Origin of the sequence: Colwellia sp. D2M02 (assembly GCF_018860755.1) — a bacterium.
Classification (GTDB): Bacteria; Pseudomonadota; Gammaproteobacteria; order Enterobacterales; family Alteromonadaceae; genus Colwellia; species Colwellia asteriadis.
Genome location: NZ_JAHKPW010000051.1, coordinates 1 through 26382, shown reverse-complemented (window position 1 = coordinate 26382; position 26382 = coordinate 1). Strand labels below are relative to the sequence as shown.

Here is a 26382-nt window from a genome sequence, read left to right as displayed (position 1 = left end):
GTGCAGCGTCTGCCTGTGTGTAACCTTCATCAATAACCAATTGCGCTGTTTCGAGCCTAAACTCTGCGCTATAAGTTGGTCGTTTCTTCTTTGTCATTTGTATCACCTAAGTAGTTATGAGATGCATGATAACATCTCTAATTAGGTGGCCAAATTAACTATGCCACTTCAACCTGCTAAATATGAAGAAGCGTATTTTTCTGAATTAGAAACTGTCTAGTGAAATCTGGGAAGTCCAGTGTGATAGAAATTAACTTATTAGAAAAAGGTAAATAATAGTCATTTAGAGTTAACTTTTAGAGTTAACTTTCGTTTATAGTGAATTAAAGCTAAAGTTTTAATTTTAATCCTCTTTTACATCACAAGCCAAGGTAGATACATAATAATAAATTATGAATTCCAAATATTTAAAATGACAAAATGATATTAAGATGGGTAACAAACGTAACAAGAAAAATGAGAAGTACACTTTTGTCTGGTAATTTTTAATTAAAAGTTAGTGCTAATTAAAAATAAATTTACTCTGCTATTTTATAAAAATATAAGTTATAGGTTCATAAATGAAAATATTCTTTAAGCTTTTAGTAATGACGGCTTTAATATTAAGTACTACTTCTATGCCAAATTGTTTTGCACAACAATCTAAAGAAAAAGTAATACTAGACAATATAGAACCTGTTAATCACTTTTCACTATCTCAGTTAGAAAATATGGCAATAGAGCTGAAATATTATGATGAAGTACTTACATCTTCCGTTTTAACTTATGCATTTTCTGGTGATGAAAAGTGGTTAGAAAGATACAAAGATAATGAGATAAAACTCCTTGAGGTTATTGAAGCACTGTTGGCTTTACAGCTAACGGAAGATAAAGAACGGATGGCTAATCTCGAAAAAACAAATAACGCATTAGTCGCACTCGAATCGAAAGTTATAACAGCAGTTAAAAATAAAAATAGACAAACTGCAATCGCTATTATTAATAGTGATGAGTATTTGCAAAATAAAACTGAATACATGTCAGCAGTTACACATTTTATCTCAATACTTGAAAGCAGATCTAAATCTAAGGCAGTTGATCCAAACAAGTTAACGTTGACCGAAGAAGAGCAACACTGGGTAGCTAATAACAAAGTACGAATTGGTATTGAACATTGGCCACCAATAATTTTTATGCAAGACGACAATAATCCCGGTGGACTTGCAGGCGAAATACTTCGTCAAATCATCGAAAAAACGGGATTACAACCAGAGTATGTGATGGGAAGCTGGGATGACGTTTTAAGCCAATTTAAAGACGGAAAAATTGACTTGCTGCCCGATGCCTACTTCTTTGAAGAACGCAAAAAGTATGGTTATTACTCGACACCTTTCTTTATGGTAAGAGAGTTATTTTACGTAAAAGATAATAATACCCGTTTTCAAAATAATATTGATCTTTCTAAATCGACTATTGCGGTATCCGCGGGATATACCACTATTGATAAAATTAAGAGTGTCTACCCTGATATAAACGTAATAGAAACGACTGGCATTGAAGAGTCGGTAGATAAAGTATTGTCAGGTGACGCTGATGCATTATTAGACGCACAAATTGTTGTCGATGACTGGGTTGAACAAAACAATGTTAATGGATTAAGGGTGATAGATGAAGACATTGTTTTTCCGCCGTCATTACATTTATTGAGCAGTAAGAGCAAAAAAATTCTTCATAGTATTTTGCAAAAAGGCCTAGACTCGATTAAAGCCAGTGATTTAATGAATTTGAATAACGATTGGCTGACTTCAAGGAATACGTCACGAATCTCCAAAGAAAATATTTTCCAATTAAAGCATCTGATCTGGTTTGTTTTAGTTGCAGTTGTGCTGTTATTTATAATTGGTCACTTGGTCAGTTCTTTAGTATTGAAAAACAGTGAAAAAGAGCTAATTAATAAATTTAGTTCCTCTCACTTTAAAAAAATGATTGTTACTGGCTTAACGGTTTTGTCTGCAGTCTTAATCGTTATTTCTTACTTCGTAATGAATTACGCAGAAAAACAAAGAATTGAGTCACTGGAATATAGTTTATCTACTTTACTAACGACAACGCATCAACGTTTAGAGTTTTGGATAAAGTATGAGAATAACAGGTTAGAGCAAGTAGGTAAAAATAAAGAACTCGTCTCATTAGTAGAACAATTACTTTTAGTGCAAGAGTTACCGGAAGCTTTGAAACAAACGCCTTTACAGTCTCAAATACGTCAGTTCTTTAAAGAACGAGAGGGCGATTTAGGTAATATTGGATTTTTTATCATTTCACCCAACAATATCAGCTTATCTTCAAAGCGTGATTCTAATGTGGGAATAAGTAATATCATTCATAATACACGACCAGGTTTATTGCAACGAGTGCTTAACGGCGAAAGTATTTTTGTTCCGCCTATTCGCTCTGATGTGTTTATTGAAGATGAAAAGTTACCTGAAAATCCAGTAAAACCACCCACAATGTTTTTCGCCTCGCCCGTTATTAACGCTCAAGGGGAAGTCATAGCGGTTATTACGATTAGGGTTGATGTCGATGGGGTATTCTCTTCAATATTATCTGCAGGCTTTATTGGTAAAAGTGGCGAAACTTATGCTATTGATAAATCAGGCCACTTACTCTCGAATGTACGTTTTGAAAAAGAATTAAGAGAAATTGGTTTAATCAATGGAACTGAACGTTCTGCACTTAATATTAATATTACCGATCCAGGTAAAAGTTTACTAAATAGTAAAGAGAAAATAGTACAAGAGACAAGTTGGCCATTGACCTTAATGGCTAGGCACATTGCTGCGGGTAAGTCGGGTTATAACCTTGAAGGCTATCGAGACTATCGTGGAGAAATGGTTGTGGGCAGTTGGCTTTGGGATGACGCCTTAAATATGGGTATAGTTGCTGAAGTTGATGTTGATGAAACACTTGAACTTATCAATATTTTTAAGTACAGCATTTGGTCCATTTTATTAACTGCTTTGATGTTACTATTTGGAGGAACACTTTTTACCTTAAAAGTCGGTACAAGAGCAACAAAAGCGTTAGCGCGTTCTCACCTAGAGCTTGAAGATCTAGTTGGTGAACGTACTAAGGCGCTTGAAATGAGTATGAAGCGTACAAGTAGTATTATTGATACTGCTGTAGATGCTATTATCATGATTGATAGTAATAATATTATCCTGATGTTTAGCCCTGCAGCAGAGCGAACATTTGGTCATAAAGCTGTCGATGTTATTGGTCAAAGTATTCTAATCATTATTCCTCCTGACTATCACAAGGCTCATTTGGCTGGAATGGGAAGGATGGTTGCGGGACACGCCGCTAACTTACTCAACAAAACGATTCAAATCTCTGCTTTACATAAAAATGGCCATATTTTCCCCACAGACTTTTCTGTTTCGGGATGGGTTGAAAATGATGAGCACTTTTTTGTTGCGATTCTTCGCGACATCAGCGAACGCAAAATGGCCGAAGATGAACTTCTCCACGCAAAAAATGAGGCCGAAATTGCTACCCAAGCCAAAAGTGATTTTCTCGCCAATATGAGTCATGAAATACGTACGCCAATGAATGCAATTATAGGTATGAGCTATTTGGCAATGCAAACGAATTTAAGCCGAAAACAAGCTGATTATGTCAATAAAATTCAGAGTTCAGCGGAAGCATTACTTGGTATTATTAACGATATTTTAGATTTTTCAAAAATAGAAGCGGGTAAACTTGATCTTGAAGAGATACCTTTTAACTTGAACGATACTATTGACCATCTCGTGCAAATTATTTCACATAAAAGTCAGGAAAAATCCTTAGAATTACTCATCGATTTATCGCCAAATTTACCACTCGACCTTGTTGGCGATTCTCTAAGATTAGGACAAATATTAATTAACCTCGCTAATAACTCGATTAAATTCACCGATCAAGGTGAAATAGTAATTAGAGCAAAACCTATCAAACAAAACGATAAAAATGTCACGGTAGAGTTTTCAGTATGTGATACAGGTATTGGCATGACCAAAGATCAATTAAGCCGATTATTTCAATCCTTTAGCCAAGCAGATGCTTCAACAACCCGAAAGTATGGGGGAACTGGTTTAGGCTTAACTATTAGTAAAACGTTAACGGAATTAATGCAGGGTGAAATTTGGGTTGAAAGTACCAGTGGCGAAGGTAGCCAATTTTACTTCACCGCAACTTTTGGCATTGCACAAAAAAATACTGCGCATATCCAAGCATCACCAGCAAGTTTGGTTGATTTACCAGTGTTAATTGTTGATGACAGTGTAGCCGCAAGAGAAATACTTTTTACTATGTCAGAAAGTTTAGGCTTTAAACCCGAATTAGCAGCTTCTGGCGCAGAAGCATTAGAGAAACTAAAACTTGCGGAGCAAAACAATCAACCGTATAAATTAGTACTTTCTGATTGGAAAATGCCGCACATGGATGGCATTGAATTAGGCGAACAAATCATTAGCGATGGTTTCTTATCTCAACCACCTAAGTTTGTCATTGTGACCGCTTATGACCGTGATGAAATGTTGAAAAAAGCACAACATATCAATTTAGCTAGCTCGATAACTAAACCTGTATGCGCATCTAAATTACTCGATATTACTTTAAGAGTAATGGGAGAAACACATGGTGTAAGCTCAGGAGTTCAAAGTAATCGATTAGATATATCATTTGCTCAAGCTATCGTTGGGGCAGAAATTTTATTAGTGGAAGATAATGAAATTAATCAACAAATAGCCGTTGAATTACTTGAAATGGCAGGGTTAGTGGTAACGGTTGCTTGCAACGGAAAAATAGCAGTAGAAACGGTTGAAAATAAAAATTTTGAGGCGGTATTAATGGATATACAAATGCCGATAATGGATGGTTATACTGCGACCAAAGAAATACGTAAAGACGAAAAAAATATTAATTTACCCATCATTGCAATGACTGCTAATGCTATGAGTGGAGATCGTGAAAAATGTCTTGATGCAGGGATGAACGATCATTTACCTAAGCCTATAGATCCCCAAGAAATGTATAAAACACTTTCACAATGGATCAAACCAACAGGCAAAGATTTGAGTCATGTAAAACCTATAATAACAGAGAATAGTGAATCACCGATTTTACCCGGGTTTGATGTGCCTACCGCTTTAAATCGAATGGCTGGGAATGTTAAGGCTTACCGAAATACACTGAAAAAAGTTGTTTCATCAGAGTCAGATGCAGTCGAAAGAATAAAAGCGTCACTACACACAGAAGACTTCCAATCGGCCGTAATAGCAGCCCACACATTGAAAGGTGTAGCTGGTACTATCGGAGCTAATTTTATTGTACCTGTTGCGGAGAAATTAGAGCTTACTTTTACCGATAAAATAGAGAAGGGCACACCAATAATTATTGATGAGCTTGAAGCCATGTTATTGGAGTGTGAAGTCAAGCTAACAGAAATGATTAGAACTATTGAAGAAAACCAAGTTTCTCAAGAAGATAATAAAGGTAAAGTTTTTGATAGCAAGGCCGTTTCAAATTTGTTTGTAGAATTAAAAAGTAAAATAGATAATTTTGATTCGTCTGCTGGTGACACTTTAGACAATATTTTATTATATATAACGTCAGTAAAGTCATCATCCGTAATAAGTGATCTAATTCAGGCATTAGAAACGTATAACTTCGATGAGGCACTAAATTTAGTTACTATTTTCGAGCAGGAAACGACAAAAAGCGCTGAGGATAGAAAAAGTAATAGATTAGATAATGACACTTTTATTAAACAGTTGAATGTTATAGAACAGAAAATTCAGAACTTTGACTCTACAGTAGTTGATAGTGTTGATGAGTTATTAGACTTTGAATTCAAACAATGCGTATATGGAGCATTAGAAAAATTACGAAATACGTTGAGTGAATATGACTTTGATTCCGGAGAGGCTCAACTGTCGGAAATTAAAGCTATGTACCATAAAAGTTAATTATATTAATGTCGGAGAATATTAACATGTCAGAAGGAAGTAAACAGACGGTCTTAGCAGTAGATGACACTGTAGCAAATATTGACGTAGTAAAAGGTGTCTTAGCTCAAGATTACCTCGTTCAAGCTGCGTTAAGTGGAAAAATGGCTTTAAAAATTATTGAAAAGCATAAGCCTGATTTGATTTTACTCGATATAATGATGCCCGAGATGGACGGTTATGAAGTCTGTAAAATATTAAAGTCTCAAGCTGAAACTAAAGATATTCCTATCGTTTTTTTAACGGCAAAATCGCAAGAAGATGATGAAACTAAAGGTTTAGCGCTTGGCGCAGTTGATTACATAACTAAACCTATTAGCCCTCCTATTTTAAAAGAGCGCGTTAAAAATCACTTAATTTTACAAGCATCAAGAAATTTACTTACGAGACAAAATGAAATATTAGAAGAGCGCGTACTTGAGCGAACATCGCAACTTTCAGAACTTCAAGATGTCGCTATGGTTGCTATGGGAGCACTCGCCGAATCGAGAGATCCTGAGACTGGTAACCATATTAGAAGAACACAACGCTACGTAAAAGTATTAGCGACAGAAGTTGCTAAGTACGATAAATACAAAGCCTTTTTAACACCCGATGTTATCACCTCACTCTATAAGTCAGCACCTTTACACGATATTGGTAAGGTTGGTATCGAAGACAGTATTTTATTAAAGCCAGGAAAATTAACTGACGAAGAGTTTGAAGAGATGAAACGTCATACCACTTATGGACGAGATGCACTTGCTGCTGCGGAGCAGTCGATTGAGTCTGCAGATAACTTTTTGATCTTTGCTAAAGAAATTGCTTATTCACATCAAGAAAAATGGGATGGCTCTGGTTATCCTGAAGGGCTGTCAGGTCAGGATATTCCATTATCAGCAAGAATCATGGCTGTTGCCGATGTATATGATGCCTTAATAAGTAAACGTGTTTATAAGCCAGCGTTCTCCCATGAAAAAGCTGTCAGTATTATTATGGAAGGCAAGGGAAGCCACTTTGAACCGTTGTTAGTTGATTGCTTTCTCGTGATTGCAGATGATTTTAAACAAGTAGCAAAAGATTTCGCTGATAAAGAGGGCGAAATCCAATAACGTTAATATTCAACATTGTGGTTAGTGTAATGCGGCTTTTAATTCATCTATTTATATGTTTCAATGAATAAGCTTTATCAGTAACTAATTCAATATTCTGTTCTGAATATTTACCCTATTCTTTAATAGCCTTAGCCGCGGCAATGCTAACCGTTAGAGGGTTTTTAAATTATGGTGGGTAATAGGTTCAATATCTTCTTTCAATTAAATATTTCTATCTCTCTTAGGGGGCGAAAGCGAGTTAGAGTATAAAATCTAATATCTACTCTCATAAATATAGCAAACATCAAGGTGGATTTATTATCCTAGTAATAGGGTAGTTCTGAGACATTAGTGATTCGCTGTATTAATTTCAAAAGTCACACAATCTAAATTAATATGACATTATATGGTGTTTGTATTGAGTGTTTGTGACAGCTTATGATGTTGGTAGTGGTATTTGACTCATAAAAATATTAATTGCTAATAAAGAGTATTATTGTAGAGTGCTAGGAAATATGCTGGTTGAGTGGGAACAAGCAGATATGGTAAGTAATTATAGTTATGACAATTTATGGTGTATTCATCAAGAATAAATATCATTTAGTCAGTATTCTAGAGCATTAGCTATTTAACTCAGTGTAGAAATCGTTTTATACTGAGATAATTCTTTTAGCTTTAGGTACTTATTCTTGCTTTCAATCACACGGAAGTCATTATTTTTTAAATGCTTATCTTTCGCTATTTGCCTTTACTGTAGCCCTGTATTTTCATTGTCGAAAGAGGCGGTCGATAAGAGCCCTAAAGCACTATTAGAAAGTGCTGAGTTAATGCTTAAATCAGATGTAGGGTTAACCTTTGATCTTCTGTCTAAGATTGAAGCTCAATTAACGCTGCTATCTATTGAGCAAAAGCTTAAATATTACTATTTACTCTCAGAATCTTATAGCACCAGCGGACAGTTCATTAGTGCTGCTCAAACTCTTGATACCGCTCTCACCCTAGCTAAAAAACTAGCGAGCCCTAGTGTAATTATTTGCGATTTACTTTATTTACGTGGCTATTCGGCTGAAAGCCTAGGTGATACATCACTTGCTGTTGAGTATTATAAAAAAGGTCTCGAAGTTGCTGAGTCATTACATAACAAGGTTATGATTGCTAATGGCTTAATTAATTTAGGCGCCATTGCTTATATTACCGATGACTATAAGCGCGCATTAATTCTGTTAAACGACGCTTATAAAATTGCAGCGCAAACCAATGATGATCAACTAAAAGGCTATTCTAATGTTGAGTTAGGTATTGCTTATGCGAACCTTGGTCAAAATGAACAGTCTATGGTTTATTATAAGCAAGCGTACGGGTACTTTAAAAAGTCAGGTATGTTGTTGGCTGCACATAACGCTCTTAATAACATTGCCATGAACTATTCAGTAAACAAACAATACAATGAAGCGATTTCTGCTTACCAAGAAATTATTAGTACATCTAATGAACATAGTCCCGCAGAAATAATGTACAGGGTTTTCTCTGGTATGGCATGGGCTCAGTTTAGAAAAGAAGAGAGTGATCCTGAAAAAGCTTATGAATACTTTCTAAAAGCAGAAAAGTATATCGATACTATTCAACGACACGACATAAAGTTGCAGTTTTATTTTGATCAAGCTTTCGTGTTGTTTCACTTAAAGCGCTATCAAGATACGTTAGTGAGTATTGCGGAAGCAGAAAAATTATTAGTTAACCATGACTCTTTACCCTTCTTTCAAAAACAAGCTAACTTGGGCATTATTAACCTTAAAAGTAAAGTTTATTATGAACAAAAACGCTTTAAAGAAGCCTATGAAGCTAAATCTAAACTTGTTTTTTTACGTGAGCAATTACATGAAAATGAAGACAAAAAGTCAGTAGCAGAAGTACGACTAAGTTTAGAGAGTGAGCAAGCCGATTTAAAAAATAAATTGTTAGAGAATGAAAAAACGATAAACCAAGAAAATTTAGCAGAAGCGCAGTTTGCGAATAAAGAGCAACAGCTTTACTTAAGTATTGGCGCTTTAGTTGCATTGGCACTTGCTTGGATATTGGCTAAATTACTTTATAGTCAACGCCAACTTAAACTTGCCTCAACGATTGACACTTTAACAGGTATAGAAAACCGTCGTAGTTTAATGAAAAAGTCTGCGCAAGCATTTAAGTTAGCCAAAAAGAAACATCATTGTTTTAGCGTACTTGTGATTGATATTGATAGATTTAAAAATATCAACGACACCTTCGGTCATAGCCAAGGAGACGTAGTACTGAAAGGGGTAGTGCAGCTTAGTGAAAGTATGATACGAAAAAGTGATGTTTTTGGCCGTTTAGGTGGTGAAGAGTTTATGGTTTGCTTACCTAAACAGGATTTACAGTCAGCAATATATATAGCCGAGCGTATTAGAGAGCGTATTGCTGAAAAACAGTGGCCTTTACGTAACATAACACAGGTTACCGTTAGCATTGGCGTCGCGAGTTTAGCGAGTGATTCTGATCTCAATACGCTTGTGCAGCGAGCTGATAAACTCCTCTATAAAGCTAAGTTGAGCGGCCGAAATAAGGTTTTTAGTTCATGATTTATCAACGTAGATCTCTGTTACCTGTATGTAGAGGCGTATTTTTTAGCGCATTATTACTGGCTTTAGTATTTTTTAATGCAGCAATCGCAATGGGTAACCTAAGTCAGGATATAACACCAGAAGTCGCAGAGATAACTGAAACGGAAGAATTTTCAGTAGACCCTAGCTTATTGTTATTAATTAATTCAATTAAGTTACTAGATAACAGCAAAGGTACTCAATCTATCAAATATGCTCAAGAGCATTTACTTCAATTTTCATCACCTAAGTCACCGTTAAACCCAGCAGAGCAGTATTTATATTTACTTGCCCAAGCGCTTCTTATTGAAAAAAAGACTCAGTTACAACCCCCTACGCTTAATAAGGATAAAGTAACAGAGTCAATCGTCGCTTTGCTTGTTGAAGCCAAAAATGTAGGCGAAGTAATTGATGAAGGGCAATTAAGCCAACCTATTTTTTTGCAGTTACATGAAATTTTAGCAAATAAGTATGCTGAGTTAGGGCAGTATGATTTGGCCTATCAAGAAAAGCGAGAATATCTAATCAAGTACGATATTTATCGAGATAACAAACGTAATGCGATGTTATCAGCATTAACGGAAGAATTTTCTATCAATGAAAAAAAATCTTTAAATGACTCTTTAATTAAACAAAATCAGCAACAAGTACAGCGAGTTGATGAAGCGCAAAAAGAAAAAAAAATGCAGCAAACGCGCTTTATTTTAGTGATGGCTATTGCGCTAGCTTTTGGGCTATTGTTTTTCTGGCAGCTAAAAGTGCGTAACAAACTGATCGTGTTAACTAAAACTGATGCATTAACCGGTATATTTAATCGCAGTGCTTTATTTGAACATGGTCACACTATGGCAAAGCGCTTTAGTGAACAACCTTACGATTTATCTATTTTATTATTAGATATTGACCATTTTAAGAAAATTAATGATGTCTATGGACACCACTGTGGTGATCAGGTATTAAAAACGATTGCTTCATTAGTGAATGAAACAATGCGCACACGTGACATATTTGCTCGTTTAGGTGGCGAAGAGTTTGTAGCGTTATTGCCGTTAGCTGATAGTAGCAAAGCAAAAGCTATCGCACAGCGTATTAATGAGAAAGTAGCACAGTACGACTTTGGTGCTATAGGTCTAAAAGAACAAGTAACGTTAAGTATTGGTATTTCAACCATGGATTACCATAATGCAAGTTTTGAAGATGCTCTACATAGTGCTGATTTAGCGATGTATCAAGCTAAAGCACAAGGGCGAAACTGTGTATTAAGCTATCAAAATATCTCAACATCACAAGAAAGGCGCGGTATTTAATAGTTTTATTATTTTAGCTATTTTGTCTTACCTTATAATCAGATAAGCTATACCTACTATGTAAAATAGTTTCCAGTTAATACCCAAGCAACACCTAAGTAGTATCTAAAAGTGCGTCAGTACTTATGATTAATAGTTACTCGGGAGAGATTTATTATTCCCTTGTTTACCTATCGTAATGTAAAGTTGTTTAGGTATCGCAATAATTAAAAAAGTCAGGAAATATCATTTCATGTCAGATGTGCTCGAATATAGCCCTGATGGGGTCGAACAAGTTCCGTTAAGACGGTTTACCGAAGACGCTTATTTAAATTACTCTATGTACGTTATTATGGACCGAGCCTTGCCACATATAGGTGATGGTTTAAAGCCAGTACAACGACGTATTGTTTATGCTATGTCAGAGCTAGGATTATCAGCCACAGCAAAGTATAAAAAATCAGCGCGTACGGTTGGTGATGTGCTTGGTAAGTTTCATCCTCATGGAGACAGTGCTTGTTACGAAGCCATGGTATTAATGGCGCAACCATTTTCCTATCGCTATCCTTTGGTTGACGGTCAAGGTAACTGGGGTGCTCCTGATGACCCTAAGTCATTTGCTGCAATGCGTTATACTGAATCGCGTTTATCGCGCTTTAGTGAGGTTTTATTATCAGAGTTAGGTCAAGGAACGGTTGATTGGCAACCTAATTTTGACGGCACGATGAAAGAGCCAAAAACACTACCAGCGAGACTGCCGCATATTTTATTAAATGGTATTACCGGTATTGCCGTTGGGATGGCAACAGATATTCCTCCTCATAATGTGCGAGAAGTTGCTAATGCTTGTGTACATTTAATTGAAAACCCAAAAGCAGACGTTGCTGATTTATTAACGTTTGTACAAGGGCCAGATTACCCAACCAATGCTGAAATAATTACCCCAAAAACCGAGATTGAAAAAATTTATCAAACTGGCCGTGGTAGCATCAAAATGCGCGCAGTTTATGATGTTGAAGAAGGAGAGGTTGTTATTACCTCACTCCCTCATCAAGCTTCAGGCGGTAAGATTCTCGAGCAAATAGCGGCCCAAATGACCGCTAAAAAGCTACCAATGGTGATTGATTTACGTGACGAGTCTGATCATGAAAACCCAGTGCGTTTAGTCGTTGTACCGCGCTCTAATCGTGTTGATATTGAACAACTTATGCAACACCTTTTTGCTAGCACCGACTTAGAAAAAAGCTATCGCGTTAATATTAACATGATTGGCTTAGACAACCGCCCAGCAGTTAAAAACTTACAAGTTATTTTAAGTGAATGGTTAGAGTACCGCCGTGAAACAGTGCGCAGACGCCTACAGTACCGCTTAGATAAAGTTTTAGCTCGATTACATATTTTAGACGGCTTATTGGTTGCGTATCTTAATATCGACGAAGTAATTGAGATTATTCGTGGTTTTGATGACCCTAAAGCTGAGCTAATGTCACGCTTTGGTTTATCTGAAACACAAGCCCATGCCATTTTAGAAATCAAATTACGACAACTTGCCAAGCTTGAAGAAATTAAAATTCGTGCCGAGCAGGATGAGCTACGTAGTGAGCAAGAATATCTAGAAAAAATTCTTAATTCAAAAACACGTATGAATACGTTAATGAAAAAAGAAATTCTAGCGGCAGCAGAGGAACACGGCGACGATCGTCGTTCTCAACTCGTTGAGCGTAGCGAATCAAAAGCCCTAACAGAGAAAGACTTAGTCCCTAGTGAACCCGTTACTGTGGTTGTTTCAGATAAAGGCTGGGCGCGTTGTGCTAAAGGCCATGATATTGATCCTGCCGCGCTTAGCTATAAAGCGGGTGATAGTTATTTATGTTCTTCTAAAGGACGTAGCAATAACCCTGTTGTCTTTATTGACTCAGCAGGGCGTGCGTTTACCACTGATGCTCATACCTTACCAACGGCTCGCTCGCAAGGCGAACCATTAACGGGTCGTTTTAATTTGTCTAGTGGCGAAACCTTTGTTCATAGCATTATGGCTGAAGACACCAATAAGTACTTGTTGGTTAGTGATGCTGGCTATGGGTTCGTCAGTAGTTTCAGCGATATGGTCAGCCGAAATAAAAATGGTAAAGCACTCATTAGTTTACCACAAGCGGCTAAAGTATTAACGCCACAGCGTATTGGTAACCTAGAGACCGATTGCTGTTTAGCGATTACCAGTGAAGGGCGAATGCTAGTATTTCCGGTGAAAAATTTACCCGTACTAAGCAAGGGCAAAGGTAATAAAATTATTAATATTCCATCGGCACGTGCTAAAACCCGTGAAGAATATGTAAGCCTATTAACTTTAGTGCCCGAAGGCGCAGCTATTACTTTACATGCAGGAAAACGTAAACTGACCTTAAAAGCTGCTGATATTGAGCACTATAAAGGTGAGCGAGGGAGACGAGGTAATAAGTTACCACGGGGCTTACAACGTGTATCAGCCATTGACGTTGAAATGAGTGTAGTCTCAGAAAATGAGGCTGATGCAGGCGTTACTCAAATAGATGAAAATACAGCAGAGTAAAGCTATTAACTTGAGTCCAGCTTAACTAAAAAAGGTAAATACTATGTCAGTATTTACCTTTTTTATTGTCGTTTATTTGTATGAGTTTAGTGCTATTGAAGTAAAGGGGAATTCTCTAACATTTTAATATTTGCTTGAGGGTAACTTGATTTAGTATAAAGTAAGCTATCTTCATCAGGGACATAATTAATAATGTCACGGCGATAGAAGGAGTTAAGTGGTAATTTCACTAAAGGTCTGCCCTTTCCTGAAACCGTATCATGAAACATCAATATATGGTGTTCCTTAAGCTCCTTGTTAAAGTAAACACCATTATTGTAATAGTCCCAGGCATATAAACCAGTGAATTCCTTACCATCAATAATTTGCACGGGTGGTTTTTCTTTATCGGTTAAATCAATTTGCCACAAGCCACGTTTTATTTTTGCATAAAGTAAGGTTGTTGGCGAATTCATAATGCCATAGCGCGCATTGTCATGAGTTAAACGCTCAACAGCGCCATCAGCAATAGTAATGCTATATAAGTCAGTCGCGTTATTATTATAAACAGCGGCAATGATTTTGTTATCATCAAGCGACCAGCTTGGTCGGTTATGGCGATCAAATGGGCTATTTAGCACTGATATTTTTTGTGTTACTAGTGAGTAAATATAAATGTTTTCATGCTTGTTATCTTCAGATGAAGCTAAAAAGGCAATGCTTTTACCGTCATGGGACCATTTAGGTAAGCTAATATTCTTTTTCAAAAATGTGAGTTGCTTTCGCTCTTCACCTCGGGTATTTGCCGACCATAGCTCATAAAAGCCTGATTCATTTGATACATAGACAAAGCGCTTATTTATAGGGCTGTAATCAGGGGAGTGATGGCTGAAGCTTGATAAAACTACAGGGAATGGACTGCTCGCAATATCGGCTTTCAATGATAGGCTCGCAATGGATGATATTTCTTGACGCTGCTGATAAAACAGCTTTCTACCTTGCTTAGTAAATTTGGGGTAACTAAAGCCGGGTAAATTAAGCTCAGTAAATGTGTTTTTATCAACATCTATAATAAAACCTGATCTGACCCCAGCTTTGTGAGTTGCGTAAATTATCTTACTTTGATCAGACCATGTAATGCCAACAATATCTTCCTCATTAAATGTAAGCTGCTGTGTTTCTTTGGTCTTTATATTGATTAAATAAATATTCTCGCTGTAACGATTAAAGCGTCGACTAATGGCAAGATGTTTACCATCGGGAGAAAAAGCCATATCTCTATCTTTATAATCACAACCTTTTTTACAAGAAAAGCGCTCTAATGGTGCATTTTCTTTCGTTAAATCAAGAAAATAAATGCCACTTTTTTCAGCGTCACCATTAAAGCCATGTATGGCTAATGTTTTATCGTCAGGTGATATGTCAAGGTAAAAGTAACCAACTCTATTCGGGCAATTAGCAATAGCTTTTTCTTGTCTGCTCAACACTTTAAGTTGAATATATTTACAATTTTCACCGGCTTTAGCTGTTCTGGCAAAGTATAAGTATTGTCCGTCATTGCTCCAAACACTATGGCGTTCAATTGCCGTATCAAAGGTTAATTGTTGTGCTGGCAGTTGCGGCTGTAAAGTGTCTTTCATAAACAAGTTGGTTGGTTGATTATTAGATACTTGGCTATAAACCACATAGCGACCATCAGGTGAGGGAGATGGAAAAAGTTCACTGCCTGGGTGTTTAGTGACTTGCGTTACTACGGCTGGATCATGTGAGGGTTTACCTAAAAAATAACCAATAACCACTGCTATAAATGCAGCTAATACAACCCAGGTGATAGTTTGCTTATTAATACGGTATTGTAATGTTTTTGCTAATAAACCATCTGTTTCTTGCTCAGCTTCTCTTTTTAATTGAGGGTCGTTTTGAAGCGTGTCATCGCTGACTGTGATGTTACTGTGAGCGGTCGTAGTTACATTTGTAGACCATTGTGGCTCAATAACTAATCGGTAGCCAGCTTTGCGAATTGTTTCAATAACGCCGTTGCCTTGATCAATTTCTGCCAAACTTTTACGCAAATGCCAAATGGCGTTGGTCAGACTTTTATCACCAACAACGCTATTTTCTCCCCAAATATTATTAATTAATTCTTCACGAGGAATAATACGAGGATGATGCTGAGCTAAATAGCATAGCACGTCAATGAACTTGGGTTGTAATGACTGCTTTTCCCCCTGATCTAGTTGTATCGAAAACTCGGTTGGGTTGACGTAACAGTTACTCAGGTTAAAAGCACGATTAGGCTTCATTGATACTCTTTCTTATTAGGTAATAGTACAGTTTATATAAACTGTACGGGTATTTATCACTACCATCCTTGATATGTTTCTCTGATATTTATGCTACCAAAGTTATGCGGTTAAGTGGAATTTTTTTCGCATATAGTTCGCAAAATAATGAATTTATATTAACACTAAAATAAAAAAAGTGAACTTTTATAAAAAATTTAACTAATTGTTTAAGTAGTGTTTTTTTTGTTTTTTTTAGAAATAGATGTTAAATAGAGGTACAAATGACCTCTTAGCGATTGAATAACTGCCATTACTTTCTTAAAAGAGTAGTAGAGCAAAGTTATGTCGTCATTTTACAGCATAACTCCTCATTAAAAAAATAATAAAAGTGCAGTAGATAATACTAAGTTTGCAGTTAAAACCAGAGCACTTAATAACTTAACGTATGGGAAGTTTAGTTATTAGGTTATTAGGGAAAAACAATAGCAGCGGTCTATTTACTGGATAAAGAGTTGAATTTTGTAGGCTTAATCGCCTGCAAAATTCAACTTCTATAATAAACCATGAAGAACATTACTTAAAAAAGAGAGAGATGAATGATGAACAAAAAACCAATCACCATCGCAATTCAAACGGCTATCTATTCAGCTATTGCCGGTGGCGCATTAGCGATGTCTCCAGCGGCTTTTGCAGCTGACGCATTATCCGCTGAAGAAGCAAAGGTTGCTAAAACAGCAACGCAAAGCCAAAAAACACCAGAACAAAAAGTTGAAGAAACTCACGAAAAAATTATGGTTACAGGCTCGCGCCTTCGTCGTGATAGTTTTAGTGTTGCTACACCATTAGCTACTATGGATAACGAAGCGATTGAAGATACTGGTTTAGGTTCATTATCAGAAATTTTAATTGATGAATTACCACAAATTTCGGAAAGTAGCAGTAACACCAATAGCCAATCAAACATTACTGCAACGGGTTTATCTACGATTGATTTACGTAACTTAGGCTCGCAACGTACTTTAACTTTAATTGATGGTCGTCGTGTAGTATCAAATAGCCACAGCAGTAATGCGGTAAGCTTATCAACTATTCCTAGCGGTATGGTACAAAAAGTTGAAGTAATTACTGGTGGCGCTTCTGCAGCATACGGCTCAGATGCTATTGCGGGTGTTGTTAACATTATTACCCAACAAGACAAAGAAGGCTTTGCTTTTAAAGCGCGTGGTGGTGAATCAGTTGAAGGTGGCGCTAAAGAATTTACTTTAGATTTAAACTACGGCACTGAATTTGCTGAAGGTCGTGGTTATGTTTACTTAAGCTCAACTTATGATAAGCAATACGGTTTAACTTATAACGACCGTAAGCGAGCGCAAATTCAAGAATCACATTCTTATGATGATGAAAGAATGTGTAACACTATGCTTACTGAAGCAGAGCCTAGAGATGGCGAGTGTATGCGTGATATTAGCCAATCTGATTGGCGCAGTTTAAGTGACTCAATCCCTGGTGGTGTTTTCCACGAAGGCAGTGGTGGCGTAGGCGGTTTTTGGTATGACGGTCAAACATTGCGCGATGATTGGGTAGAAGAAAAGTACGGCATCGACACTGATCAGTTCGTTATGCTTAAAGTGCCTGATGAAGGGATAAATACGGCGATAAAAGTTGATTTTGAATTAACCGATGACATTACCTTTTACGGACAAGTACAACATAGTTTAAATAAATCATTTAATGACAAATCACCAGAAAGCGAAGATGAAAGCGATTTAGTTATTACCTATGATCCAGCAACAGGTGAGTTTGACCAAATAGATATGGGTCGTATTAGTAGTAGCAACCCTTATGTACCAGCTGAAATTGCTGCTGGCGGTGGTAGCACTATTAAATGGGATAGAAACTTTGCTGAGGTAGGTAATATCTATACCGATAACGAACGTACAACTATTCGTTCATGGGCAGGTTTACAAGGTACATTATTTGATGGCGACTGGGACTGGGACGTTTCTGTTGGTTATGGTAAGTCAACCCAAGATCAGCTTCGTGGTAATGAAATTGATGTTTTCAAAGCACGCTATGCACTTGATGCTGAATATGCGGCTGATGGCGTTACAATTCAATGTGCTGACGAAGCTGCCCGCGCAGCAGGTTGTGTACCAATGAACTTATTTGGTGAAGGCTCTATTAGCGCCGAAGCAGCCAATTATATTCGCGCCAACCCAACAATTAATACTGAGGTAGAGCAGTTAACCTTTACTGGTTATATGGCGGGTGATTTATTCGACATGCCAGCAGGTCCTGTAGCAACCGCGTTTGGCTTTGAATTTAGACGTGACTCGCAAAAAGTTACAACAGGTGGCGGTGGCGTTGAAGGTGGTATTACCTTTAACTATGTACCGCAATACTCAGGTGAAATGGATGTTGCTGAAGTTTTTGGTGAAGCCGGTATTCCACTACTTAGAAATGTTGTAGGTGCTAAAAGTTTAACGGCTGATGTATCGGCACGTTTTGCTGATTACAGCCCTGAAGGTGTTGACTTAGTTGCCAGTTACCGAGCTGGCCTTGTTTGGGAAATTGTTGATGGTTATGCGGTAAGAACTAACTGGGCACGCGCCCAACGTGCACCATCAATTGATAACTTAATGTCACCGCCAGCAGGTGATTATGACTCAAACTATAGTGATATTTGTCTCGGTACTACTGCTACATCAACTGATGCTGGGCACGACAAATGTCGAGAAGAAGAGTCAATCGCTAATTATATTGCTCTGAATGGTGAGTTTGATGTAGAAGATAATAACTACTCTCCTGGTGTTGGTAACCCAGATCTTTTTGAAGAAACCGCTGATACCCTAACGTTCGGTGTAACATTAGCACCATCGTTCATTGAAGGTCTACGTATTGCTGTTGACTACTATGATATTGCCATTAAAGACGCGTTAGCGACATACTCTAATCAAGATATTATCGATTACTGTTATAACTCTGAATTACCGTGGGATGAGCGCGGTGGTTCTAACTCATTTTGTAATGATTTAAAGCGTGATGAAGATGGTGGTTTAATTGAAGTAATGCAACGTGACTATAACGTTGATGAAATTAGCACTAGTGGCTTTGATGTCGCGATAGAATATGTTTATGACTTTGATGATTTAGGTCGTATTAAGTTTAAGAGTGATTGGACTCATGTGCTTGATTGGACTAAGACCGTACAGTCACCAGGTGGTCCAGCTACTACCAATTACGAAGGTTACTACGACAACGATATCTACGATACTCAAGGCTCAGCTTCATTAACTTGGTATAAAGAAGACTGGCGTGTACGTTGGAGCACTAAATACAAAGGCCCGATTACCGTTAACCAAGGTGATGAAAAAGATTGGTTAGAAGATATGGCTGCTAACGATAAAAATTGTGCAGCGGGTAGTGCAGATTGTATCGAGAACCCTGAAACATTAGCGTTTAACGAGATTGGTTCATACATCACGCATAGTTTATCTGTTTCTTATGATGTTGAGCTACCAAAAGACGGTGATTTACGTGTATTTGGTGGTGTAAATAACATCTTTGATAACCAAGGTGATTACAGCTTAGGTGGACGCGGACATTTCTACAGTGGTTATGGTAGCAGTGTCGGTCGCTTTGTTTACTTAGGTGCTGAATTTAAGTTCTAAGTAAACGCTATTAACTTAGTGTAAATGGTTATTTATACTGAGTTAACTCAATAATTTAGTTGCTGACCTTAGGTTAGCAATTAACAAAACTAAGTCACACGGATGTGACATCCTATTTATTTTCGTTTAATTTTTATTTACTGCCATAAAGGGTAACCCTATATGCTCAACCCTCTTTATTTTGCTCATCGCTTATTATTAAGCTGCGCTATAGTGACTTCTTTATCGGCTAATAGTACGGTTACTGATAATGCAAATGACGGCGAGAAACTTGTTGAAAAAACTGTTCTTTATTCTGACGGTCCTTATGTCTTTACTCAAGATAAACACTTAGATGCGCATTGGTTATGCCACGGCGAAAAAGTGAGTCAACGCTTAACGCTAAGCACAGAGCAAGTCGACAATTTAGCAAGCAAACCTATTGCTGTTAGTGCCTGTGACTTACCTGCGACTATTCATAATTTAATCAACCAAGAGCACGAAATTCTCGAATACAACGGCGACTTTCCTGTTGCTGCCCTTAGCGACTTTCATGGTCAGTATGATTTAATGATTGAGCTATTAACCAATAATAATATTATTGATAAAAACCAACAGTGGGCTTTTGGTAATGGTCATTTTGTTATCACCGGTGATATCTTTGATCGCGGCGATAAAGTGACTGAGATTCTATGGTTTTTATACGACTTAGAACAACAAGCTAAAAAAGCGGGTGGTGAAATCCATTTAACCTTAGGTAATCATGAGGTAATGGTACTTAATGGCGACTTACGTTATTTACACCCTAAATACATTGAAACGGCTAAAAAGCTTAATAAACCGTTTGAGCAGTTATTTACCTCAGACAGTATTATCGGTAATTGGTTACGCAGTAAGCCAGTATTAGTTAAAATTAATAACATGCTATTTGCTCATGGTGGTTTTCATCCTGACTTAGCGAAAGATAAACGCACCTTAGTAGACATTAACCGTGTTTTTAAAGATAACTTAGTTAAAGCTGAGCTAGATAAACCACGCGAAGGTTGGGCAGAAGTTTTACATACAACCAATGGCCCTATTTGGTACCGTGGTTATTTTGCCGCCGATAGAGGTAAAGATAATGGGGCAACTTCTGCTGAAATAGATTTATTACTTAAGCACTTTAAGGTGAAGCATCTTATTGTTGGTCATACTTCTCAAAAGCAAATTGAAACCCGCTATCAAGGACGTGTTATTGCCATTGATTCAAGCATTAAGCGAGGTCAGTACGGTGAAATATTGTTTATTGAAAATGAAAAGAAATGGCGTGGTAGTTTAAGTGGTAAGGTCTTACCTTTATATCATCAATAACCAATAATCTGATTATAGCCAGCGTTGAGTTGGCTATAAACGGATAATACTGACGAATACCATGTAACTACAAATTGAAAACTAGGTTAATTATAAGGCGAGCTCAATTACCATTTCACGTAATTCTTCTTTCGAAATTGAGTTAGTGTGATCTTTATCAAAGCGATTAAAAATGCTTTCGCACATACGAATGCCTTTATCTTGTAATAGCACATCAATTAACTCAACAAATTCACTACGGTTTATAACACCGTCTTTATCTTCGTCAAATACTTCAAATAACTCATCTACCCACTGATTTAATTCCATAATATGGCTTCCTCATAAACCTAATTTATAGTTGAACCTTATCTCTTATTAAAGCATTTGGGAATTACTATTTACAAAAATTTACATGCTGAGCAAGTTATGCCTTTGTTATCGTATAAGTAATAACAGCTATAGTTTAGTTCAGGTTTTTACGCTGTTTTCAGTTTCTTCTTATGTAAGAGAAAAATAAAAATAAAAAAATATGTATTTTTCTGTAATAAAATTGAAAAGCTTCAGACTAAGCGTTCGATTATTTATTAAGGAAGAGTTTATGAAAACAATATGGGGAAAACTCCTAACCATTGGTTTGTTATCAAGCGCTAGTCATGTTTTGGCAAATAACGAGGTATTGCCGAGTGATAAACTAACGAATGAGGCATTAACACTTGAAAGCTGTCATGTTGGCGAAATTCGCGCATCAGTAAAATGCGGTAAGCTACAAGTGCCTGAAAACTATCAAGAGCCTACGGGCGAAAAACTATTAGTTAATTTTGTGGTATTGCCCGCCATTGATAACAGTGAATATAAAGCGCCATTAATGTTTTTAGCGGGTGGTCCAGGCCAAGCTGCTGTTGAATTAGCAACAGGCTTAAATCGTGTTTTTCGAGAGGTAAGAAAAACTCGTGATATTATTTTAGTTGACCAGCGCGGTACGGGTGAAACTAACCCACTTTCTTGTGAATTTGAAGACGAGCAAGGCGTTTATGACACAACACTGCAAGACTTTAAAGCCAGTGATGTTACTGAATGTATTAACCAGTTTACGGGTAACTTAAGTCAGTTTAATTCAGAAAACGCCATTCGTGACTTTGATGCGGTTCGTGCAGCATTAGGTCATGAAAAATTAAATATTTATGGTGGCTCTTATGGTACGCGCGCTGGTTTAGTGTATATGCGTATGTTTCCACAGTCGCTTGAAAGTGTCGTGCTAGACAGTGTTGGGCCTATTGAAGTACCTATTGGCTTATTTGGCCAAAGTGGTGCTCGAGCATTTAACTTACTACTTGAAAACTGTAAAAACAGTGACTCGTGTAATACCGCTTTTCCTAATTTAGCTGATGAGTTTCAACAAGTAAAAGCACGTTTAGCTAAAGCCCCTGTTGAGCTTGATATTATGCACCCACGTTTAGGCACACCAATAACGTTTAAACTTGATGAAGCTAAGTTTACCAATAATTTACGTATGCAACTGTACAGTGTTTCAGGGCGCTCATTAGTACCACTTGTTATTAACCAAGCGTATTTAGGTAATTACCAACCGTTAATTGGTTTAATGGCAAGTACTGAAGGTGAGCAAATGGTTTACACCGGATTGCTGTTTAATATTGTTTGTAATGAAGATATGCCAAAAGTAACAGAACAAATGCTAGCCGCCGATGCTGAAAATAATTTTGATGGCGGCATGAGCCACTTTGCTTTTAATGCCATTTGTCCGTTGTTTCCTAAATATACTCCTAGTGAAAATTTCTATGAGCCGGTTACCGCTAATATTCCAACCCTTATTTTATCAGGTGAATTAGACCCAGTAACGCCGCCAAGTAATGGCGATTACTCAAATAAAACGCTGCCTAATAGCCATCATATTGTTGTTAAAAACGCAGCGCATACCGTTGCTATGAGCACTTGTGCAAATAAAATTGTGAATGAGTTTTTAACCAAAAAAGATCCTAAAGCACTCGATGAATCATGCCTTGATGAGATCCCCGATGAAAAATTCATGACCAGCGTTAACGGCATTCAATAGGCATATTTAATTTCTTGTAAAAGAAAAAGGAACAAAATTATGATTGAAGTAAATAACTTACATAAAAGCTTTATCGACAAAAAGAATAAAAAAAATACTGTTAAAGCCTTAGACGGACTGTCATTTACCGCAAAAGATGGCGAAATTACCGGTATTTTAGGCCCTAATGGCGCAGGTAAAACTACCTGTTTACGTACCCTTTACGGCTTACTTTCAGCCGATGAAGGCTTTGCTACCATTGACGGTATTCGTGTGACTGAAGATCCTATTGCAGCACGTGCAAATTTAGGGGTTTTTCCTGACAAATTTGGTCTGTATGAGCGTTTAACCGCTTACGAACAAATAGACTACTTTGCTAGTTTGCATGGTATGACTGGGCAAACGAAGCATCAAGCGATTGAGCAAGTGATCAAAGATTTAGAGCTAGAAGAGTTAGCGCACCGTAAAACTGTTGGCTTTTCGCAAGGCCAACGAATGAAAGTCACTTTGGCGCAAGCTTTAGTTCATCAACCCAAAAACTTTGTGCTTGATGAGCCAACCCGTGGTTTAGACGTCATGAGTACGCGTGTTTTACGTAATCATTTAGCAAAATTCAAAGCCAAAGGTCACTGTATTTTGTTTTCATCACATGTCATGCAAGAAGTTGCAGCCCTTTGCGATCGCGTCATTATTGTCGCTAACGGCAAATTAGCAGCACAAGGCACGCCACAAGAGTTATGTGAACTAGCGGGTGAAACGCAATTAGAAGAAGCCTTTGTGAAGTTGATTGGTTCAGATGAAGGAGTAGCAGCATAATGAACGCAGATTTTGGCCAGTTAAAAGCATTGGTATTAAAAGAATATAAAGAAGCATTTCGCGATAAGCGCGCCTTGATGGTGGCATTAATGATGGCGTTTATGGCGCCGATTATGATAGTTGTAATGTCAAAAATCATGATTGAAAAAATGGTTGATGAGCCACCGGTTTACATTAAATTTACTGGAGCAGAGTACGCCCCTAAATTAATGACCCACTTAAGCGATAATAATATTTTGCCGTTTGCTGATATTCCTGAAAGTGATAGAGGCATTTGGGATGAACGTAATATTACTCTGGAGATACCATCAGAATTTGCGCAAAATATGGCTGAAGGTAAACCGATCAAAATACACTTACAAGCTGACTTTACCGATAAAGCGGTAGCGACACCTGTAAGGCGTATCAATAGCGCGGTAAGAGACTTCTCTCTATCTATTGGTTATAAACGTTTACAGTTACGTGGTATTGATGTTCGCTTATTAAACCCTGTCACCTTGGTTGAACAAGATACCGCTAAACCAGACGCTACTTTTATCATGATTTCAATGCTGCTTGGTGTTTACTTAATGATGGCTGCTTTTATGTCAGGTCTATCGGTAGCTATTGACTCGAGTGCAGGCGAGCGTGAACGTAATGTTCTTGAAATGCTATTATGTCAGCCAGTAAGTACATTAAAAATAGTGCTTGCTAAGCTCATTAGTGCTGCCACTATTTCTCTTATTGGTGTTGTGCTTATTTTAGTGTTGACATCGGTGTCTGTCGGCTTTGTCGATCTAACCAAGGTTGGTGCTACCTTTAGTTTAGGCTTATCAACCGTGGTAACTTTATTGATATTATTATTACCTATTTGTTTATTTGCCTCAGCAGCCCAATTGTTTCTTGCTTTTCAAAGTAAAAGTTTTAAAGAAGCACAGTCAACGGTAAGTATTGTTATAGGTATTCCTGCGATAATTCCTTTTGCTATGATGATGATGGATGACAGACCGCAATGGTTAGACTGGATGCCTATTTCGGGTCAGTCATTGATCATGGAAGATATCTTTAAAGGCGTTGATGTTAATTGGTTAGCTGTGCTGGCTACCAGTGGCGTTACCTTAGCGATTACTGCTGCATTGGTACTCTCACTGGCTAAAAAGCTTAAATCAGAAAAAGTGGTTATGGCACTGAGCTAGTTTTAGTGAAATAGGTATTTATTACTGCGCTTAGCTGAACTTAGGAGGAATAATATGTTAAATTCTTGTGAAAATATATTATTAGCTCCTAAGTTCTTTGATGCTAATGCCAAAATTTATTGCAGTAAGGGTAAAAATTTGAAACATCAAGCGCTGTTTGTTCAATGGATGACGGAGCATGAAAAGCTGCTACGTCATATTATTACAGGCTTTGAAGCGAAACCGGCGATTCAAGATGAATTATTTCAAGATATAGCACTCAATATATGGCGTGCTTTACCTAGTTTTAGGCAAGACTCAGCGGTGAAAACTTTTGTTGCTCGTATTGCTCATAATATTCTAGCGACCCATGTTGCCAAAGCGGTAAAAACGATTAAAACCGAGCAAGATCTTAATGATCTTCCAGCCGAGTTTGAAAAAGATCATCACCAACCAACACCTTATCAAGCATTAGATCAAAATCAGCGTCAGCAAAAGCTTGCCAATGCCATTAGGCAGTTAAAGCTAGAGCAACAGCAGGTTATTACCCTAGCGCTTGAGGGCATGAGTTATCAAGAAATAGCTGATGTATTAACCATTACTCCTAATTTAGCTGGTGTACGTTTACAACGTGCTAAAGCCGCTTTAGCACTATTATTGGAGGCTTAATGAATAACGAGCAACCACCAAAAAAACAAAACCAGCACCATAACGACTCACCGCAAACAAATGCTGATGACTTTGATGCTTCAACATCGCCGATGCTAGATGAGCAATGGTTGAGTTTAACGCAAGACTGGCAAGAACAATCATTTGAAAAAACCGATATGAACGCACTGGTTAAGCAAACTAAACGACGTACTTATTGGGCTAAATCTTTATTAGTGCTTGATGTTATTAGTACGTTATTCATCTTTGCTATGTTCGTCTATGGCTACTTTAACGACGTTTGGTCAACAGCAACCCAAATGTTTTTATTGGGTAGTGGGATTGGTTCAAGTATTTATGTTTATTACGAGTTTAAAATTCGCTTAAATACTTGGCAGAAAAACTGTGGTAGTCCAGAAAAGGCAGTTGAAAATGCGATTGCTAGTTGTCAGTCGTCAATTAGTTATATCAAGCTAATCAAGTACAGTTTTTGGGCGATGCTGCCTATCATGAATTATTATTTTTATATTGCTTCGCAAGAGTTTGAGAAATCGCCATGGCCACCGTTTATCGTTATCAATTCATTGATCGTTATTATATGGCTTGTCACCCATGTCTTTCATAAAAAACGTTTAAAAGAGCTGTCATTATTGACTAAGCTCTAGTAGCAAGTGTGATGTAGTTGTTAGCCAAAGCTTGCTTAAAATAATTAACCTGAACTCGGTTTAAGAGATATTTAACAAATTGAAATATCAGCAAAAATTACTTTTATGAACCTCTAGCTTGATAGTTTTTCTTCTTTTCATATGATAAGCAAGGCAAATTTCGCGTCAATAGCTGGCCTATTGCAAGTAAATTTAACGAAGAAGTTAGGAAAATTAGCTGCTAGAGAA

15 protein-coding genes are annotated in these 26382 nt (G+C 37.3%); 12 read left to right on the top strand and 3 right to left on the bottom strand.

Annotation, left to right across the window (positions count from 1 at the left end):
* Window positions 1-97, bottom strand: a 97-nt coding sequence (locus KO495_RS17520; RefSeq protein WP_252738884.1) for a transposase, incomplete at its 3' end; no start/stop codon positions are given.
* Window positions 98-560: 463 nt separating this feature from the next.
* Between KO495_RS17520 and KO495_RS08470 the strand changes: the two genes are divergently transcribed.
* The 5 genes from KO495_RS08470 to parC all read left to right on the top strand — a co-directional run bounded on the left by KO495_RS08470 (window position 561) and on the right by parC (window position 13575).
* Window positions 561-5987: a response regulator gene (locus tag KO495_RS08470; protein ID WP_215979977.1), complete on the top strand. Its 5427-nt coding sequence runs from the start codon at window positions 561-563 to the stop codon at window positions 5985-5987.
* Window positions 5988-6013: 26 nt separating this feature from the next.
* Window positions 6014-7117: a two-component system response regulator gene (locus KO495_RS08465; RefSeq protein ID WP_215979976.1), complete on the top strand. Its 1104-nt coding sequence runs from the start codon at window positions 6014-6016 to the stop codon at window positions 7115-7117.
* 671 nt (window positions 7118-7788) lie between these two features.
* Window positions 7789-9699: a tetratricopeptide repeat-containing diguanylate cyclase gene (locus KO495_RS08460; protein WP_215979975.1), complete on the top strand. Its 1911-nt coding sequence runs from the start codon at window positions 7789-7791 to the stop codon at window positions 9697-9699.
* Window positions 9696-11027, top strand: coding sequence for a GGDEF domain-containing protein (locus tag KO495_RS08455; RefSeq protein WP_215979974.1), 1332 nt, complete (start codon window positions 9696-9698; stop codon window positions 11025-11027). The genes KO495_RS08460 and KO495_RS08455 overlap by 4 nt, the downstream gene beginning before the upstream one ends.
* 232 nt (window positions 11028-11259) lie before the next feature.
* Window positions 11260-13575 carry a DNA topoisomerase IV subunit A gene (gene parC, locus KO495_RS08450; RefSeq protein WP_215979973.1) on the top strand — a complete coding sequence of 772 codons (2316 nt, stop codon included), beginning with the start codon at window positions 11260-11262 and terminating at the stop codon, window positions 13573-13575.
* A 92-nt stretch (window positions 13576-13667) separates the two neighbouring features.
* Here the strand turns inward: parC and KO495_RS08445 are convergent, their stop codons facing one another.
* Window positions 13668-15857, bottom strand: coding sequence for a winged helix-turn-helix domain-containing protein (locus KO495_RS08445; protein WP_215979972.1), 2190 nt, complete (start codon window positions 15855-15857; stop codon window positions 13668-13670).
* 581 nt (window positions 15858-16438) lie between these two features.
* Here KO495_RS08445 and KO495_RS08440 point away from each other — a divergent pair.
* Both KO495_RS08440 and KO495_RS08435 read left to right on the top strand, forming a co-directional pair.
* Window positions 16439-19510, top strand: a complete 3072-nt coding sequence (locus tag KO495_RS08440; RefSeq protein WP_215979978.1) for a TonB-dependent receptor — start codon at window positions 16439-16441, stop codon at window positions 19508-19510.
* A 162-nt stretch (window positions 19511-19672) separates the two neighbouring features.
* On the top strand, window positions 19673-20839 hold the full coding sequence (locus KO495_RS08435) for a metallophosphoesterase (RefSeq protein ID WP_215979971.1): 1167 nt from the start codon (window positions 19673-19675) through the stop codon (window positions 20837-20839).
* Window positions 20840-20929: 90 nt separating this feature from the next.
* On the opposite strand, the gene KO495_RS08430 is transcribed toward KO495_RS08435, so the two are convergent.
* Window positions 20930-21148: an EF-hand domain-containing protein gene (locus tag KO495_RS08430; RefSeq protein ID WP_215979970.1), complete on the bottom strand. Its 219-nt coding sequence runs from the start codon at window positions 21146-21148 to the stop codon at window positions 20930-20932.
* 271 nt (window positions 21149-21419) lie between these two features.
* On the opposite strand from KO495_RS08430, the gene KO495_RS08425 reads away from it, so the two are divergent.
* From KO495_RS08425 to KO495_RS08405, 5 genes are read left to right on the top strand one after another with little or no spacing between them, the layout of a single operon-like run.
* A complete protein-coding gene (locus KO495_RS08425) occupies window positions 21420-22892 on the top strand; it encodes an alpha/beta hydrolase (RefSeq protein ID WP_215979969.1) in 1473 nt (490 codons plus the stop codon).
* A gap of 39 nt (window positions 22893-22931) precedes the next feature.
* Complete coding sequence (locus KO495_RS08420; protein WP_215979968.1) at window positions 22932-23687, top strand: ATP-binding cassette domain-containing protein; 756 nt, start codon at window positions 22932-22934, stop codon at window positions 23685-23687.
* Window positions 23687-24862, top strand: coding sequence for an ABC transporter permease (locus tag KO495_RS08415; RefSeq protein ID WP_215979967.1), 1176 nt, complete (start codon window positions 23687-23689; stop codon window positions 24860-24862). The genes KO495_RS08420 and KO495_RS08415 overlap by 1 nt, the downstream gene beginning before the upstream one ends.
* Window positions 24863-24916: 54 nt before the next feature.
* Window positions 24917-25510 (top strand): sigma-70 family RNA polymerase sigma factor, encoded by a 594-nt coding sequence (locus tag KO495_RS08410; RefSeq protein WP_215979966.1) that lies wholly within the window; start codon window positions 24917-24919, stop codon window positions 25508-25510.
* Window positions 25510-26154 carry a hypothetical protein gene (locus KO495_RS08405; protein ID WP_215979965.1) on the top strand — a complete coding sequence of 215 codons (645 nt, stop codon included), beginning with the start codon at window positions 25510-25512 and terminating at the stop codon, window positions 26152-26154. The genes KO495_RS08410 and KO495_RS08405 overlap by 1 nt, the downstream gene beginning before the upstream one ends.
* The last annotated feature ends 228 nt before the right edge of the window (window positions 26155-26382 follow it).

Bases quoted from the DNA above. Each gene is read 5' to 3' on its own strand.
- KO495_RS08470 (WP_215979977.1), top strand. From the start codon at position 561: ATGAAAATATTCTTTAAGCTTTTAGTAATGACGGCTTTAATATTAAGT.
- KO495_RS08465 (WP_215979976.1), top strand. From the start codon at position 6,014: ATGTCAGAAGGAAGTAAACAGACGGTCTTAGCAGTAGATGACACTGTA.
- KO495_RS08455 (WP_215979974.1), top strand. From the start codon at position 9,696: ATGATTTATCAACGTAGATCTCTGTTACCTGTATGTAGAGGCGTATTT.
- parC (WP_215979973.1), top strand. From the start codon at position 11,260: ATGTCAGATGTGCTCGAATATAGCCCTGATGGGGTCGAACAAGTTCCG.
- KO495_RS08445 (WP_215979972.1), bottom strand. From the start codon at position 15,857: ATGAAGCCTAATCGTGCTTTTAACCTGAGTAACTGTTACGTCAACCCA.
- KO495_RS08440 (WP_215979978.1), top strand. From the start codon at position 16,439: ATGAACAAAAAACCAATCACCATCGCAATTCAAACGGCTATCTATTCA.
- KO495_RS08435 (WP_215979971.1), top strand. From the start codon at position 19,673: ATGCTCAACCCTCTTTATTTTGCTCATCGCTTATTATTAAGCTGCGCT.
- KO495_RS08430 (WP_215979970.1), bottom strand. From the start codon at position 21,148: ATGGAATTAAATCAGTGGGTAGATGAGTTATTTGAAGTATTTGACGAA.
- KO495_RS08425 (WP_215979969.1), top strand. From the start codon at position 21,420: ATGAAAACAATATGGGGAAAACTCCTAACCATTGGTTTGTTATCAAGC.
- KO495_RS08420 (WP_215979968.1), top strand. From the start codon at position 22,932: ATGATTGAAGTAAATAACTTACATAAAAGCTTTATCGACAAAAAGAAT.
- KO495_RS08415 (WP_215979967.1), top strand. From the start codon at position 23,687: ATGAACGCAGATTTTGGCCAGTTAAAAGCATTGGTATTAAAAGAATAT.
- KO495_RS08410 (WP_215979966.1), top strand. From the start codon at position 24,917: ATGTTAAATTCTTGTGAAAATATATTATTAGCTCCTAAGTTCTTTGAT.
- KO495_RS08405 (WP_215979965.1), top strand. From the start codon at position 25,510: ATGAATAACGAGCAACCACCAAAAAAACAAAACCAGCACCATAACGAC.